This window comes from Haematobacter genomosp. 1, from assembly GCF_002196855.1.
Lineage (GTDB): Bacteria > Pseudomonadota > Alphaproteobacteria > Rhodobacterales > Rhodobacteraceae > Haematobacter.
Map to the genome: position 1 here is coordinate 145,029 of NZ_NIPW01000004.1, position 13,368 is coordinate 158,396.

General features: G+C 65.5%; 12 protein-coding genes. 8 read left to right on the plus strand and 4 right to left on the minus strand.

Annotated features, from left to right (window positions below):
- The first annotated feature begins 2 nt into the window (after positions 1-2).
- The 4 genes from CDV49_RS01530 to CDV49_RS01545 all read left to right on the plus strand — a co-directional run bounded on the left by CDV49_RS01530 (position 3) and on the right by CDV49_RS01545 (position 3,626).
- Entirely contained in the window at positions 3-1,391 is a 1,389-nt protein-coding gene (locus CDV49_RS01530; protein ID WP_088213811.1) for an ethanolamine ammonia-lyase subunit EutB, read from the plus strand.
- Complete coding sequence (eutC, locus tag CDV49_RS01535) at positions 1,388-2,128, plus strand: ethanolamine ammonia-lyase subunit EutC (RefSeq protein WP_088213812.1); 741 nt, start codon at positions 1,388-1,390, stop codon at positions 2,126-2,128. The genes CDV49_RS01530 and eutC overlap by 4 nt, the downstream gene beginning before the upstream one ends.
- 141 nt (positions 2,129-2,269) lie before the next feature.
- Positions 2,270-2,980 carry a VPLPA-CTERM sorting domain-containing protein gene (locus tag CDV49_RS01540; protein ID WP_088213813.1) on the plus strand — a complete coding sequence of 237 codons (711 nt, stop codon included), beginning with the start codon at positions 2,270-2,272 and terminating at the stop codon, positions 2,978-2,980.
- 91 nt (positions 2,981-3,071) lie between these two features.
- Positions 3,072-3,626: an HdeD family acid-resistance protein gene (locus CDV49_RS01545; protein ID WP_088213814.1), complete on the plus strand. Its 555-nt coding sequence runs from the start codon at positions 3,072-3,074 to the stop codon at positions 3,624-3,626.
- On the opposite strand, the gene CDV49_RS01550 is transcribed toward CDV49_RS01545, so the two are convergent.
- The 3 genes from CDV49_RS01550 to proS all read right to left on the minus strand — a co-directional run bounded on the left by CDV49_RS01550 (position 3,627) and on the right by proS (position 7,009).
- Positions 3,627-4,301: an ABC transporter ATP-binding protein gene (locus CDV49_RS01550; RefSeq protein WP_088213815.1), complete on the minus strand. Its 675-nt coding sequence runs from the start codon at positions 4,299-4,301 to the stop codon at positions 3,627-3,629.
- Positions 4,294-5,571: a lipoprotein-releasing ABC transporter permease subunit gene (locus CDV49_RS01555; RefSeq protein ID WP_088213816.1), complete on the minus strand. Its 1,278-nt coding sequence runs from the start codon at positions 5,569-5,571 to the stop codon at positions 4,294-4,296. The genes CDV49_RS01550 and CDV49_RS01555 overlap by 8 nt, the downstream gene beginning before the upstream one ends.
- Positions 5,572-5,668: 97 nt before the next feature.
- Positions 5,669-7,009 carry a proline--tRNA ligase gene (gene proS, locus CDV49_RS01560; RefSeq protein ID WP_088213817.1) on the minus strand — a complete coding sequence of 447 codons (1,341 nt, stop codon included), beginning with the start codon at positions 7,007-7,009 and terminating at the stop codon, positions 5,669-5,671.
- A 168-nt stretch (positions 7,010-7,177) separates the two neighbouring features.
- On the opposite strand from proS, the gene CDV49_RS01565 reads away from it, so the two are divergent.
- From CDV49_RS01565 to CDV49_RS01580, 4 genes are all read left to right on the plus strand, one after another.
- On the plus strand, positions 7,178-8,254 hold the full coding sequence (locus tag CDV49_RS01565; protein ID WP_088213818.1) for an AI-2E family transporter: 1,077 nt from the start codon (positions 7,178-7,180) through the stop codon (positions 8,252-8,254).
- The gene (locus CDV49_RS01570; protein WP_256947193.1) at positions 8,238-8,966 is read left to right on the plus strand and encodes an HdaA/DnaA family protein; all 729 of its coding nucleotides are present in this window, start codon (positions 8,238-8,240) and stop codon (positions 8,964-8,966) included. Before CDV49_RS01565 ends, CDV49_RS01570 begins: the two co-directional genes overlap by 17 nt.
- Positions 8,967-9,080: 114 nt before the next feature.
- The gene (locus tag CDV49_RS01575; RefSeq protein WP_088213819.1) at positions 9,081-11,258 is read left to right on the plus strand and encodes an RNA degradosome polyphosphate kinase; all 2,178 of its coding nucleotides are present in this window, start codon (positions 9,081-9,083) and stop codon (positions 11,256-11,258) included.
- 96 nt (positions 11,259-11,354) lie between these two features.
- Entirely contained in the window at positions 11,355-12,926 is a 1,572-nt protein-coding gene (locus tag CDV49_RS01580; protein WP_088213820.1) for a Ppx/GppA family phosphatase, read from the plus strand.
- Here the strand turns inward: CDV49_RS01580 and CDV49_RS01585 are convergent, their stop codons facing one another.
- On the minus strand, positions 12,927-13,316 hold the full coding sequence (locus CDV49_RS01585; RefSeq protein ID WP_088213821.1) for an AAA+ family ATPase: 390 nt from the start codon (positions 13,314-13,316) through the stop codon (positions 12,927-12,929). It abuts the gene before it with no gap.
- Positions 13,317-13,368: the final 52 nt, after the last annotated feature.

Below are 13,368 nucleotides of genomic sequence, written 5' to 3' on the forward strand. Positions count from 1 at the left end.
CCATGCCTGTCTATCGCTCAACCCTTGGTGGGGAGCGTTTCGCCTTCGACGGGCTTGCCGCCCTGCTCGCCGCTGCGACGCCTGCCCGGTCCGGCGATGCGCTTGCCGGGATCGCGGCCGGGACGGAGGCCCAGCGGGTCGCCGCGCGCTATGCTTTGGCCGATCTGCCGCTTGCCACGTTCCTGAACGAAGCGTTGGTGCCCTATGAGAGGGATGAGGTCACCCGCCTCATCATCGACAGCCACGACGCTGCCGCCTTTGCCCCGTTTGCCGCAATGACGGTCGGTGATCTGCGGGATTGGCTGCTGTCGGAAGCCGCCACGCCGCGAACGCTTGAGGCCGCGCGTCCCGCGCTCACGCCGGAAATGGTCGCTGCCGTCTCCAAGCTCATGCGCAACCAGGATCTGATCGCCGTCGCGCGGAAGGTGGAGGTGGTGACGGCCTTTCGCAACACCATCGGACTGGCGGGACGGATCTCCACGCGGCTGCAGCCCAACCACCCGGCCGACGATCTGCGGGGCATTGCTGCGGCGGTATTGGACGGTCTGCTGCAGGGTGCGGGTGATGCGGTCATCGGCATCAATCCCGCCTCCGACAACCTGCGCAACTGCACCGAGATCCTTCACGCGCTGGACCGGTTGCGGCAGGACTTCGCCATCCCCACGCAAAGCTGCGTTCTTACCCATGTGACGAACACCCTGCGCATCATGGAAGCAGGCGGGCCGGTCGATCTCGTCTTTCAGTCGATCGCTGGGACGGAGGACGCGAACCGCGGCTTCGGCGTCGATCTGGCGGTGCTGGCGGAGGCCGATGCCGCCGCACGGGGGCTGAACCGCGGCACCGTCGGGCAGAACGTGATGTATTTCGAGACGGGCCAGGGCGCACCGCTGTCGGCGGGCGCGCATCACGGGGTCGATCAACAGACGCTGGAGGCACGTGCCTATGGCGTGGCGCGGGCCTTCTCCCCGCTCCTGGTGAATACGGTCGTGGGCTTCATCGGCCCGGAATATCTTTACGATGGCAAACAGATCATGCGCGCAGGGCTGGAGGATCATTTCTGCGGCAAGATCCTCGGCCTGCCGATGGGGGTGGATGTCTGCTACACCAACCATGTCGAGGCGGATCAGGACGACATGGATACGCTGATGACGCTGTTGGGTGCCGCGGGTGTGACCTTCGTGATCTGCGTGCCCGGTTCGGATGACGTGATGCTCAGCTACCAGAGCCTCGCGTTTGAGGATGCTGCCTGGCTCCGCCGTGTCTTCGACCGCAGCCCGGCGCCGGAATTCGCAGCCTGGCTGGAGAAGACGGGTCTCGCCGGGTGGGGAGCAGGGCCACGCGCGCTGCCGGATGTGGACGGACTTGCCCGTCGGATGGGACTTCCCGCATGACCGCTCCGACAGATCCGACGCTTGCCCGCCTCCGCCGCCTCACCCCCGCACGGCTGCGGCTGGATCCCCGGGGCGGGGCAGCGCCGCTGTCTGCCGTGCTGGACTTTCAGGCGAGCCATGCCCGCGCCCGCGATGCGATCCGCGCACCCGTGGAATGGGAAGCCATCGCCGCAGCGCTTGCTCCCCACGCAACCCTTTCCGTGCAAAGCCGCGCGGGGGATCGGGAGACCTACCTCCGGCGCCCCGATCTTGGCCGCCGCGTGCGGGCGGCGGATCTCGAGCGAATGCAGGACGCGGGCAGCGACGTGGCCATTGTCATTGCCGACGGGCTGTCGGCGCTCGCCGTCAACCGCCATGCCGCAGCCATCGCGGCAGGCGTCATGGACGCCCTGCCCCGTGTAAGCTTTGCGCCCGTTGTGCTGGCGAGCGAGGCCCGGGTGGCCATCGGCGACGATATCGGCGCGGGCCTGCGGGCACGGCTGTCGCTCGTCCTCATCGGAGAGCGGCCGGGGCTGTCCGTTGCGGAAAGCCTTGGCGCCTACATCACCTACGACCCCTGTCCCGGACGTCAGGACAGTGAGCGCAACTGCGTCTCCAACATCCACGATCTGGGCGGGCTGAGCCACGAAAGGGCGGTGGAGTTGATCTCGTGGCTTGTGGGGGAGGCCCTGTCGCGACGACTGACGGGCATCGCGCTCAAGGATGAAAGCGGTGGGAGCCTTCTGGGCGAAAGCTAGAAACAGTTTTTTCCTCGCGAAAATTTCTATCTATGCGTGTATTGATTGGATATAGCTCAATTTTGAGTTACTATCGATGCATCACGCTGCCCCCTGACAATCAAACGCCCCGTCAAGCCAAAGCCAGAAGGATCTACATCCATGTCGAAAAAACATGCGCTCGCCGCGATCCTTGCTGCAGCCGCCGTTACCGCTGCCGATGCAGGGAACGCCGCCACCATCGTCATTGATGAATTCGTTGCGCCGCAATACGTCGTCGCAAGGGCGCCGAGCGGGAATTTCGCGCGGTCCGAGATCCGCGCGCCCAGCACGGTCGCAGTCGGCGGATATCGCGACATGTCGGTGACGAACAGCACGAGCCGACTGAACGGCACGTCGCTTGAAACCGGCGACGGATATCTCGACTTCAACAACGCCTCCCGCACCAGCGGGACCGGCACGATCACTTGGGACGGCCAGAATTCGACCGGCCTGCGCGGGTTGGACGTGACCGATGGCGGCACCAATGATGCGGTGTTCTTCAGCGTAGTCTTTGCGGATGCCGATATCGCGATGGCGTTTTCCATAACCGATACGCAGGGCCGCGTCTCAACCTTCAATACCCTTCTCGTCGAGGAATTCAGCGACCCGGCCGAGGTGATCTTCCGCTTCTCCGACTTCAGCGGGAGCGCGGATTTCACACAGGTGAATGCAATTTCCTTCACTCTGATCGGCACCCGCCCGGCTGTGGATGCCTCGCTGGACAGGATTTATTTCGGGGCTACCGTCGCGCCCGTGCCGCTGCCGGCCACCGCGCCGCTCCTTTTTGCGGCCATGGGTGGGCTGGCATTCGCGGCGCGTCGTCGGAAATGAGACTTTTTGGCCCGGCAGAGCTCCTGTCGGGCCTTTGACCATGTCCATGTTGCGCTAGCTGATCCTGAACGCTCCCCTGTCAGGTTTGCCCATGTCCGTGACGTCCGACAATGCCATTCGCGCCGAGCTTCGCCAGAAATGGGGCTGGTTTCTGGCCCTTGGCCTTCTTCTTCTTGCCTTCGGGCTGATCGCGGCGGCGAACCTGCTGGTCGCGACAGTCGCATCCGTCTTCTGGGTGGGGATCATGATGATCGCGGGCGGCGTCCTGGCGATCGTTCATGCCTTCAGCGTCCGCACCTGGGGAAGCACGATTCTGGGAGTTCTCGCGGGTCTGCTCTACGCGGTCGCGGGAATTTTCGTCTTCGTCAACCCGGCGGTGGCGACAGCGGCGATCACCATTACCGTGGGGCTGCTGCTCATCGTCGTGGGGCTGGTGCGGCTGGTGATCGGCCTGCAGGAACGCACGACGGAGGGATGGGGATGGGTGGTGATCGGCGGCATCATCACCGCACTCGCCGGGGTGGTCATCGTGGCCGGCTGGCCGGGTAACAGCGTCTGGGTGTTGGGCATCTTTCTTGCTGTTGATCTGCTGACACAGGGTGTGACCTATACGGCGCTGGCCCTTGCCATGAAGAAGTCCGCCTGATCAGACGAGCCTGCCTGCCTCCAGCCGGACGACCCTGTCCATCCGGGCGGCGAGATCGAGGTTGTGGGTCGCGATGAGCGTGGCAAGCCCCGTCTCCCGCACCAGCTCGATCAGCGTGTCGAAAACCAGCGAGGATGTTTCAGGGTCGAGATTTCCCGTCGGCTCATCCGCGAGCAGGAGCCGCGGCCGGTTCGCCAGAGCACGGCAGAAGGCCACGCGCTGCTGCTCCCCCCCGGAAAGAGCCGCGGGCCTGTGCGCGGCGCGCGGCCTGACACCCACTCGGCCCAGCAGGCTCTCCGCCCGGTCAACCGCCTCGCGCCAGGGACGGCCATCGGCCAGTTGCGGCAGCACGATATTCTCCAGCGCCGAGAACTCCGGCAGCAGGTGATGGAACTGATAGACGAAACCAACCTCCGACCGCCGGGCGTCCGTCTGCTCACGGTCAGAAAGCCCGGTCATCTCGCGCCCACTCATGAAGACGCGCCCCTCATCGGGGGTGTCCAGCAGGCCCGCGATATGGAGAAGCGTCGATTTGCCCGCGCCGGAGGGAGCGACCAGCGCCACCGCCTCCCCCGCCATGAGAGTGAGGCTGACCCCACGGAGCACCTCCACCGGGGCCGCTGTATCTCCACCATAGGTGCGCCGGATGCCGTCGAGCCGCAGGACTTCACTCATACCGCAACGCCTCCACTGGGTTCATCCGCGCCGCCCGCCGTGCCGGGAACAGGGTGACGACGAAGGACAGGACGAGCGACAGGACCACGGCGGAAAGCACGTCCTTCGCCTCCAGCCTGGCGGGGAGCGCGTAGATGCCGCGGATCGACGGATCCCAGACTCCGCCCCCCATGACGTAGTTCACGAAGGAGAAGATGGGGTCGATGTAGATCGCGAACAGGCAGCCGAGGATCACACCCGCCAGCGTGCCGATCAACCCGACCGAGGCCCCGCAGATGAAGAACACCCGCAGGATGGACCCCTCCGTCAGCCCCATCGTGCGCAGGATGCCGATGTCGCGCCCCTTGTTCTTCACCAGCATGATGAGACCGGAGACAATATTCATCGCCGCGATCAGCACGAGGATGGAGAGGATGACGAACATCACGTTGTCCTCCACCTCCAGCGCGCGGAGGAAGCTCCCGGCGCTGTCCCGCCATGTCCAGAAGCTGGTAGAGGGGCCTGCCGCCTGCAGCAGCGCGGGGAGCAAGCGTTCCACTTCCTCGGGGCGCTGGACCGTGACGGCGATCTCATCCACCAGCGTCTCGCGGTTGAAGTAGCTCTGCGCCTCGGCGAGCGGCATGTAGATGCGTGTCTCGTCAATGTCGTAGCGCCCGGCGGAGAAGATATAGACGACCTCGTAGGCGTTGACCCGCGGCGAGGTTCCGAACGGCGTCTGCACCCCGTCGGGCGAGATGAGGCGCACCCTGTCTCCGACCCCCACGCCCAGAGAGCGCGCCACCCCCGCCCCAATGGCGATGCCCTGATCGAAGGCGTCGATGTCGCCCGCGCTGCGGGGCCCGGGCTGGATGCCGGGGATGGCCTTCAGGTCGTCATGGCTGACGCCCAGCACTTCCACCCCGGCATTGCGCCCGTTTGCGTTGGCCATGACCTGCCCCCGGATCTGGGGGGAGGCATGGATCACGCCCGGCACGGCGGCGATCCGCTGGGCCAGCGGAAGATAGTCCGGGATCGTTCTGTCGATGCGGCCCGCATCGTCGATCCGGTCGGCGAACACCGTCACATGGGCATTGGCGCCGAGGATGGTGTTCACGAACTCCTCCCGGAAGCCCGAGCGCACGGCGAGCGTCGCGATCAGCGCAAAGACGGCCAGGGTGATGCCGATCAGGCTGATCCAGGTCATCACGCTGACGCCCCCCTCCTCGCGCCGGGCGCGGAGGTAGCGCCAGGCGATCATCCATTCGAAGGCGGCGAAGGGCTTGGTGCGCATGGGGTCCGTCGGGTTGGGTCTCGCGGGGCGGGACCGTGGCCGCCTGCTCCCGGAAGGTCAAGCGGCCACACGCAGTCGTGCGCGGGCCGCGAGGGGATCAGAGGCCCGCGTAGATTTCCGCAATGCGCGAGACGGCGGCTTCGGGCTTCGTCTCGACGCTTTCACCCGTCCGGCGGCTCGTCAGTTCGACGAGGTTGGAGGCGACGCCACGCGGCCCCACGGTGATCCGCCACGGAATGCCGATCAGATCGGCGGTGGCGAACTTGGCCCCGGCGCGGTCCTCCCGGTCGTCATAGAGCGGGTCGAGGCCCTTGGCCTTCAGCGCCGAATAGAGCGCCTCGCACGCGCTGTCGGTGGAGGTGTCGCCCTGCTTGACGTTCACGATGACCACGTGGAAGGGCGTGACGCCTTCCGGCCAGATGATGCCCTTCTCGTCATGGCTGGCCTCGATGATCGCACCCACCAGACGCGACACGCCGATCCCGTGGGAGCCCATGTGCACCGGAACCCGCTCGCCCTTGTCATTGACGACGAGCGCCTTCATCGGCTCCGAATACTTGGTACCGAAGTAGAACACCTGCCCCACCTCGATCCCGCGGGAGACGCGGCGGCGCTCCTCGGGGACTTCCGCATCGAACACGGCGGCATCGTGGGTTTCGTCGGTCCGGGCGTAGGGGGTCGTCCATTCCTTGACGATGGCGGCCGTTTCGGCGGGATCGTAGTAGTCCACCTTCCGGTCGCCGAGCTTCAGCTTGGTGATCGCCTCGTCGTAGAACACTTCCGACTCGCCGGTTTCCGCCAGCACGAGGAATTCATGGGTGTCGTCGCCGCCGATGGGGCCGGAATCGGCCCGCATGGGGATCGCGGTCAGGCCCATCCGCTCGTAGGTGCGCAGGTAGCTCACCACATGGCGGTTGTAGGAGGCGATGGCGCCCTCATAGTCCAGATCGAAGTTGTAGCCGTCCTTCATCAGGAACTCGCGCCCCCGCATCACGCCGAAACGCGGGCGGATCTCGTCGCGGAACTTCCACTGGACATGATAGAGGGTGAGCGGCAGGTCCTTGTAGCTGCCGACAGCCGACCGGAAGATATCGGTGATCATCTCCTCGTTCGTCGGGCCATAGAGCATCTCGCGCTTGTGGCGGTCGGTGATGCGCAGCATCTCCTCCCCATAGGCGTCGTAGCGGCCGGATTCGCGCCACAGGTCGGCGGGCTGAAGCGTGGGCATCAGCAAGGGGATATGGCCTGCGCGCTGCTGCTCCTCATGCACGATCTGCTCGATCCGCGAGAGCACCTTGAAGCCAAGGGGCAGCCAGGAATAGATGCCTGCCGCCTGCTGCCGGATCATCCCCGCGCGCAGCATGTAGCGATGGCTGACGATCTGGGCGTCAGCCGGGTTTTCCCGCAGGACGGGCAGGAAATAGCGGGACATTCTCATCGCGCGCGCTCCGGGATCAGAAGAAAGACGTTGCCGCCCCTGCTAAGCCATCCCAATGTCACAGGCAAGCCGCGCCACGGATGATGCGGGGACGGCTTGCATAGATGAAACGGTCAGGCGATGAGCCACGTTTGGGCGGGGCTATCGGATGCGTGGGAACAGAGCGACATGGAACTGACCGTCAAGGAACAGGTGAAATACTGGAGCATCGCCGCGCTGGTCTTTCTGGTGCTGCTCTGGGTGCTGGGCGATGTGATCCTGCCCTTTCTCATAGGGGGCGCGATCGCCTATTTTCTGGACCCGCTGGCGGACCGGCTGGAGCGGATCGGGCTGTCGCGGCTGATGGCGACCGTCATCATCTCGCTGGCCGCGCTGATGGTGTTCAGCCTGCTGTTGCTGCTGGTGCTGCCAATGGTCATCCAGCAGGGGGCGAGCCTGATCGAGGCCGCCCCGAGCTATGTGGACGCCTTCCAGCGCTACATCGACATCCACTATCCCCAGCTTCTGGACGAGCAAAGCACCATGCGCCAGACGCTCAATACCGTGGCCGCCGCCGTGCAGGACAGGGCGAGCATCTTTGCCGATACGGTCGTCCAATCGCTGTTCGGCGTCATCAACGCGGCGATCTTCATCGTCGTCGTCCCGGTGGTGGCCTTTTACATGCTGCTGGACTGGGACAGGATGGTCGCCCGCGTCCGCAGCCTCCTGCCGCGCGAACACGCGCCCACGATCTATCGCCTTGCGGGAGAGATCAACCTCGCCCTCGCGGGGTTCATCCGGGGGCAGCTCACCGTCTGCATCATCCTCGGCGCGTGGTATGGCCTCGCGCTCATGGGGGTGGGTCTGCAATACGGGCTGTTCATCGGGGTATTCGCGGGCATGATCGCCTTCATCCCCTATCTCGGCACCTTCGTGGGCGGCGTGACCTCCATCGGAGTGGCGCTTTACCAGTATTGGAATGATCCGTTCTGGATCTTCGTCGTGGTCGGCATCTTCGTCATCGGCCAGATGGTCGAGGGAAATTATCTCACGCCGAAGCTGGTGGGCGAATCGGTCGGGCTTCATCCGGTCTGGCTGCTGTTCGCGCTTTCCGCCTTCGGGGCGCTGTTCGGCTTCGTGGGGATGCTCGTGGCGGTGCCGGTCTCTGCCGCCATCGGTGTCATCTGCCGCTTCCTCGTGGAGCGCTATAAGGACAGCCGGCTCTATCGCGGAGCGCCTCGTCCTCTCGATGTCGACGATCTCTGACGGGCGGACGATGGAGTCGGACCTGCCCGGCCGGCAGCTCCCGCTCGACCTGCCGCTGCCGGAGGCGATGGGGCGGCGGGATTTCTTCGTTTCACCCGCCAACGCAACGGCCGTGGCGATGGTTGACGGCTGGCGCGACTGGCCGGAGGGCAAACTCGCCGTCATCGCCCCGCCCGGGGCGGGCAAGACGCATCTCGCCTCCATCTGGGCAGCCGAGGCCGGGGCCGTGATCCTACACCCGGCGGACCTGGTGGAAACCTCGCCCTTCGCGCTCGCCGCCTGGGGGCGGATCGTCATAGAGGATGCCGAGCAGATCGCCGGTCAGCGTGAGGGGGAGACGGCGCTCCTCCACCTCTACAACGTGCTGGGCGAAGACGGCGGGCGGCTTCTGCTCACGGCCTCTGACGAGCCCGCGCGCTGGCCCTTCCTGCTCCCCGATCTGGCGAGCCGTCTCGCCACCCTGCCCGTCGCCCGTCTCTCCCGCCCCGATGACGAGCTTTTGACCGCCGTGCTCACCAAGCAGTTCGCCGACCGCCAGATCGCCGTGCAACCGCAGGTCGTGGACTGGCTCGTGACGCGGATGGATCGTTCGCTGGCCTTCGCCCGCAGGCTCGTGGCAGCATTGGACCGCGCGGCGCTGGCGGAGGGGCGTGCTGTCACCCGCCCTTTGGCGCAGGTCGTTCTTGCAAGCCTGATCCCCGCCGACGCGTGATCCTCCCCCCAAGTCGCTCTGGACAGCGGCAGAAGGAAGGGCAGATACTGTATTCACAGCAGAGACCGGGGCGGCTGTCATCTGCGGGTTACAAGTGTGAATGATAAGCGCGGCATGACATCTCCATCCGATTTCCTCAACTGCGGATTTCCCGCACCTGTCACCCTCCCCTCGGGCGAAGCCGATGGGCCGTCCCGGTTCTTCAACCGGGAACTTTCCTGGCTCGACTTCAACTGGCGTGTGCTGGAGGAGGCAAAGAATCCGCGTGTACCGCTGCTGGAGCGGCTGCGGTTCCTGACCATCTCCGCCACCAATCTGGACGAGTTCTACACCGTCCGCGTCGCCGGGCTGATGGAGCTGGCGAAGGCGGGCAAGACCAGCCTGTCCGACGACGGTCGCACGCCTGCGGAGCAACTCGTACTGATCCATGCCGATGCACGGCGGCTCATGCAGACCCAGCAGACCACTTGGAACAAGCTCCGCCGCGAGATGGAGAAGGAGCGGATCACCCTGCTCACCCCCTCCAAGCTCACGCGGCGGGACGAACGGTTCCTTGACGAATACTTTCTGGCGCAGGTCTTTCCCGTGCTCTCGCCGCTGGCGATCGACCCCGCGCATCCGTTTCCCTTCATCCCCAACATGGGCTACTGCCTCGCGCTCGAACTGCACCGGGAGACGGACAACCGGATTCTGCACGCGCTTCTCCCGATCCCGCAGCAGATCTCCCGATTCGTCCGGCTGCCCGGCAAGGACGGCGAGGCGCGATTCCTGCCGCTGGAGGAGGTGCTGATGCTGCACCTCCATTCCATCTTTCCCGGCTATAAGGCGGTAGGCTCCTGCTCCTTCCGCGTGCTGCGCGACAGCGACATCGAAGTGGAGGACGAGGCCGAGGATCTGGTGCGGGAGTTCGAGGTCGCCCTGAAGCGCCGCCGCCGGGGTGAAGTCATCCACATGCAGATTTCCGCCGGCGCCCCGCCGGAGCTGCAAAGCCTCATCATGGAGGAGCTGGGCGTCACGCCGGACGAGGTGGCGGAAGGTCGCGGCATCGTCGGCATCGCCGACCTGAAGGAACTGATCCTCGACAACCGGCGCGACCTCCTCTGGCCCCCCTTCACGCCCCGCGTGCCCGAGCGGGTGCAGGACCATGACGGCGACATCTTCGCCGCCATCCGGCAGAAGGACATGCTCCTTCACCACCCCTACGAGACCTTCGACATGGTGATCCGCTTCCTCGAGCAGGCGGCACGGGATCCCAACGTGCTGGCGATCAAGCAGACGCTCTACCGCACCTCCCGCGAGAGCCCCATCGTCGGCGCGCTGTGCGAGGCCGCGGAATCGGGCAAATCGGTGACGGCGCTGGTGGAGCTGAAGGCCCGGTTCGACGAAGCCGCGAATATCCGTCAGTCGCGGCGGCTGGAACGGTCGGGCGCGCATGTCGTCTATGGGTTCATCAACTACAAGACGCACGCCAAGATCTCCACCGTCGTGCGGCGCGAGGGGGACAACCTCGTGACCTATACCCATTTTGGCACCGGCAACTATCACCCGATCACCGCCCGCATCTATACCGACCTCAGTCTGTTCACCTGCAATCCGGCGCTCGGGCGCGACGCGACGAAAGTGTTCAACTATCTCTCAGGCTACGCGCAACCGGAGATACTGGAGAACCTCTCCATCTCTCCGCTGACGCTGAAACCCAACCTCCTGGCCATGATCGCGCGGGAGGCCGAGTTCGCCCGCGCCGGGCGCCGCGCCGAGATCTGGGCCAAGATGAACTCTCTCATCGACCCGGAAGTGATCGACGCGCTCTATGCCGCCAGCCAGGCGGGGGTGAAGATCACGCTGGTCATCCGGGGCATCTGCGGCCTTCGCCCCGGCGTGAAGGGCCTGTCGGAAACCATCCGGGTCAAGTCCATCGTCGGCCGGTTCCTCGAACACAGCCGCATCGTCTGCTTCGGCAATGGCCACGGCCTGCCGTCGCAGCGGGCGCGGGTGTTCATCTCCTCCGCCGACTGGATGGGGCGGAACCTCAACCGACGGGTGGAAACACTGATCGAGATCGTCAACAGCACGGTGCGGACGCAGATCCTCAGCCAGATCATGGCGGCGAACCTCGCCGATGTGGAGCAAAGCTGGGTATTGGCGCCCGACGGTCACTATCAGCGCTATCTTCCGCCGCTCGGGACAGAGGCCTTCAACTGCCATCGGTTCTTCATGGAGAACCCCTCGCTCTCCGGGCGGGGGACGGCGGGTGCGGCGGATGCGCCGGTGCTCGCGCTCTCGGTGGATTGACGCCGGGTCCTCAGGCCCCAGTTGCAGGCCCCAGTTGATTGACCATTGGCAACCGGAAAGGCTATTCGGGGGTTGAGCCGAGAGGAGCCGCAGAAGATGGACGCCACATCCACCCCCCCTGCCGACGGCTGGGGCCCGTTCGGGCCGCCGCTCTTTGAGGATCCGTCCGTGCGGGCCTTGTCCCGCGTAGGCGTGATCGACGTGGGATCAAACTCCGTGCGGATGGTCGTATTCGATGGGGCGGCACGGTCTCCGGCCTATTTCTACAACGAAAAGATCATGGCAGGTCTGGGAGAAGGCCTCGTTGCGACGGGCCGGCTCAACCCGAAGGGTCGCGCCCGTGCGTTGTCAGCGCTGGAGCGGTTCGCCCTGATCGCCAAGGGCATGGATATCATGCGTCTTTCCGTCGTTGCCACCGCTGCGGTGCGCGAGGCGGAGGACGGGCCGGAATTCTCGGCCGAGGTGCTCGAAAAGACCGGGCTCCGCCTTCACATCATCGACGGCTCGGAGGAGGCGCGGCTTTCGGCGCAGGGCGTTCTGCTGGGCTGGCCGGATGCGGAGGGCATCGTCTGCGATATCGGCGGCAACTCGATGGAACTCGCCCTTGTCAGCAAGGGAGCGATTGGCAAGCGCGTCTCCTTGCCGCTCGGACCGTTCCGCCTTCAGCAGGTGGAGGGGGATGCCGTCGCCCTGCGGAAGCATATCCGCCGCATCCTGATCGAAGCGAAGGAACTGATCGGCGCCAAGCATGAGCGCATCTACCTCGTCGGCGGGTCGTGGCGCGCCATTGCCCGGCTTGACATGGAGCGGAAAGCCTACCCGCTGACGGTCCTGCACGAATACCGGATGAGCCGGCAGTCCGTATTGGACACGGTCGGCTGGATCCGGCGTTCCGATCTCAACTGGCTGCGCCTGCAAACGGGGGTCTCCAGCGACCGGATGGCGCTGGTGCCCCTGGCGGCCGATGTGCTGGAACAGCTCGTGACCATCTTCCGCCCGCGGGAGATCGACGTGTCCTCCTACGGTATCAGGGAGGGGCTGCTCTATGAGCAGATGCCGGAGAAGTTGCGGCGGCGCGACCCGCTGATCGAAGCCGCGCGCTTCACCGAAGCCTCCAGCGCGCGTATGCCCGGCTTCGGCAAGAAACTTTTCGACTTCCTGTCGCCCATATACAAGAACGCCCCGCCCGACCGTCTCCGGCTCATCAAGGCCGCCTGCCTGCTGCACGATACGACATGGCGCGCCCATCCCGACTACCGGGCGGAAGTCTGTTTCGACAACGCCACACGCGCCAATCTCGGCGGGCTGGATCATCCGGGCCGTGTGTTTCTGGGGCTGGCGCTGCTGCATCGCTACAAGAACTCCCGTTCCGGCAGCCGGCTTGAGCCGCTTTTGCAACTGTTGAGCGACAAGGAAATTCAGGACGCGGAAGTGCTCGGGCGCGCGATGCGTTTCGGGGCGATGTTCTTCGTCGAGACGCCGGAAATGGGCGGGAAGCTGAAGTACTACCCGAAGAAGAAGAAGCTCGAACTCATCCTTCAGCCGGAGATGGAGGGCCTGTACGGAGAGGTCGCCGCAGCCCGGTTCAAGGCGCTCGGTGCAGGGCTGCAGGTGGAAACGGCGGTTCGCGTGGCGCGGCAGATGGCCGCTTCGCCGGCCGAGGAGTGATCACAGGTCCACTCCCGGCTTCGTCGGCGCGGCGGGGTCTGCCGGCGGCGGCACATAGGGCGGGGCATCTGGCTTGCGCCGGATGAGGATGTCGCCGTTCTCCTGCACCTCGGGCGACTCATAATTCCTCAGATCGCCGATCCGGTCGGCAAGCGCCCGAAGCGCGGGGCCGACTTCGCCGAAAATCCCCCGCAACATCGCGTCCGCTCCCTCGCGGAACATGTCGAAGCCGCGCTCCACCTCGTTCGGGGCCGTGCCCGGATCGGAAAGGCTGGGGGGCGGATCGGGCGGGTTCGTCTGCGCGAAGCCGCCGCCCGCCGTCATCGCCCCCGCCGTCATCGCCAATGCGGCGGCCAGAAGAAACGGGATTCGATGGTGTGAACGGATCATGACGAAGGTTCCCTGCAGCCCCACTCATCTAGCGCATACCCGCATTCGCTCA